The sequence below is a fragment of the Streptomyces ipomoeae 91-03 genome, from assembly GCF_000317595.1.
Taxonomy (GTDB): Bacteria; Actinomycetota; Actinomycetes; order Streptomycetales; family Streptomycetaceae; genus Streptomyces; species Streptomyces ipomoeae.
On the sequence record NZ_AEJC01000435.1, the window covers coordinates 1 to 2,459 of the forward strand.

Consider the following 2,459-nt stretch of genomic DNA (forward strand, 5'->3'; position numbering starts at 1 on the left):
GGCGTCGGAGCCGTCTTGGATAGCCCCGTTCACCGGGCTGAGTCCGCGTCAGTTCAGCAAGCTGATCACCGCCTTGCGGCGGGAGGGCGCGGATCCGGTCCGTAAGGGCCGGCCCTGGAGCCTGCCGCTGGAGGACCGGGTCCTGCTGGTCGCCGCGTACTGGCGCACGAACCTCACCCTGCGCCAGCTCGCCCTGTTGTTCGGGGTATCGAAGTCGGCGGCCGACCGCATCGTCGACCGCCTCGGGCCGTCGCTCGCGCTCCAGCAGCGCAAACGGTTCCGCAAGGACACCGTGCTGATCGCGGACGGAACCCTGGTGCCGACCCGCGACCACAGCATCGCCGAGCAGTCGAAGACATCTCATGTCGCTGGCAGGTCAAGTAAGGGCTCAGGCAGCAAGGTCCAGGGCCGCTGCGAAGGCCCGATCGGGGTCGTAAAGCGTGCGGCGCCGTAGGCAGTGGTAGAGGCAGCCGAGAAGCTTGTTGAACAGGTTTCTGAGAGCTGCGGTGTGGCGTTCTCCGCCAGCTCGTCGTCGGTCATAGTGGGCGCGTGGAGCCTGGGTGCGGAGGGCCGCGAAGGCCCACATGTGCCCGGCCGAGGCCAGTCGTTGGTTCTTGACGGTTCGGGCCACGACGACGTGGCTGCGGCCCGAGGCCCGTGTAATGGGGGCCGCGCCGGCGTATGCCTTCATGGCTCGGGCGTCCGCGAAACGTTCGCGGTCATCTCCGATCTCGGCGAGGACGCGTGCTCCGGACAGTACGGACAGACCCGGGAAGCTCGTGATGATGTCGGCATCCGGATGCGCGAGGAATGCCTTCTCCGTTGCTGCTGCGAGTTGGGCGACGCTGATGCAAGCGGCGTCGACCTGCCGGATGAGCGCCGTTGCTTGGTGTCCCAAGGCCTGTTCGACCTGGGGCAACTGGCGGAGGTGGTCCGCGCGGAAGATGTCCCGAAGCCGCTCGACCTCGGCTTCGATTCCGCAGCGTGGGCGCTCGCCGCGCTTGAGGAGTGCGCGCAGCTGGCTGCGGGTGAGTCTGGCGGCGTCGGCTGGCGTCGGTGCGGCAGCCAGGATCAGGCGGGCGCGTGGCGAGTCGAGTCCGGGTTTTCCGGGGCCGTGGAAGGCCGTGAGGGCGGCCGGATAGTACTCGCGCAGGTGCGAGCGGAGCCGATTGATCATCTGCTGCCGGTCCCAGATCGCGTCCTGGTGAGCACGGGCCAGGACAGCGACGGCCTGTCCGGCTTCGCTGTCATCGGGCAGGGGCCGGTGGGCGTGCCGGTCGGTCCGCAGGATGTTGGCCAGGACCCGGGCGTCGGCTGCGTCGGACTTGGCTCGGGAGACGCTGGCGCGATCGCGATAGCGGGCGGCGGCCAGGGGGTTGATCGCGTAGATCTGGCGGCCGGTTGCCCGCAAGGAGGCGACAAGGAGGCCGCGCGGGGTCTCGATGGCGACCGGGATCGGATCCTCCGCAGTGTCACCGTGCCGGGTCAGTAGTTCCATCAGCGCATGGAAACCAGCGCTGTCGTCACTGATGCGCAGCTTGGCCACCTGGGCGCCGTTTTGGTCGACCAGGGCTATGTCGTGGTGCCCTTCCGCCCAGTCGATGCCGCAGAAGATCGCGCTCAACCTTGTACCTCCATTTCAACCTGCAGATCGGTCCTGTGCGGAGCACGCGGCGCTCTAATAGAAGTGCTCAAGGCACGCCATCTCATGAGCCGTTCGTGTCTCCAGCGACCGGCAGGGACCTCGGTCTGCTGGAGAGCTCTGGGGCTCGCGAACTGCTGAGAGGTCGGCCCCTGTCGGCGGGCTGGGGACATGAAACCGGTGGGTTCTGGGCTTCTGCCGGGCGGGACCGGTCTTTGACGAGAGATCAAGGTCCCGGAACTACCGAAGGTCTCCGCCCGGCAGGGCGCGGGCGAGGCAGGGCCGGTCTGAGCACGGGGATCCAGTCCCAGAACGGCAGCCTTCTGCCTCGCCTGGCGGCCCTTGCGCTCACGCGCTCGGGCTCACCGATGACCTATTAGAACTACCGGTACTCCACCAACCACCAGGTCGTCATCGACGCCGACACCCGGCTCGTCGTCGCCGTCGGCCGGCCACTGCCGGGCAACCGCGACGATTGCAAGGCGTGGGAACTGTCCGGCGCAAAGGACGCCGTCGGAAAGACGACCGTGATCGCGGACGGCGGCTACCGGGGCACCGGCCTGGTCATCCCGCACCGCCGCGAACGCGGCCAGGCCGAACTCCCGGCCTGGCAGGAAGAGCACAACGCCTCCCACCGCAAGGTCCGCGCCCGCGTCGAGCACGTATTCGCCCGGATGAAGAGCTGGAAGATCCTGCGCGACTGCCGCCTGAAAGGCGACGGCGTCCACCACGCCATGCTCGGTATCGCCCGCCTGCACAACCTCACCCTCGCCGAGTGACGGGAAACGAGCAGTCAACCAGCATGCCGTAGATCATT

1 protein-coding gene and 2 pseudogenes are annotated in these 2,459 nt (G+C 68.0%); 2 read left to right on the forward strand and 1 reads right to left on the reverse strand.

Annotated elements, in window-relative coordinates:
* Positions 1-355: pseudogene (locus tag STRIP9103_RS29010) on the forward strand (helix-turn-helix domain-containing protein); the annotation flags it as partial.
* A 33-nt stretch (positions 356-388) separates the two neighbouring features.
* On the opposite strand, the gene STRIP9103_RS29015 reads toward STRIP9103_RS29010, so the two are convergent.
* Entirely contained in the window at positions 389-1,624 is a 1,236-nt protein-coding gene (locus tag STRIP9103_RS29015) for an IS110 family RNA-guided transposase (protein ID WP_009313242.1), read from the reverse strand.
* A 398-nt stretch (positions 1,625-2,022) separates the two neighbouring features.
* Here STRIP9103_RS29015 and STRIP9103_RS29020 point away from each other — a divergent pair.
* Positions 2,023-2,421 (forward strand): annotated as a pseudogene (locus STRIP9103_RS29020) (transposase); the annotation flags it as partial.
* Positions 2,422-2,459 lie beyond the last annotated feature (38 nt).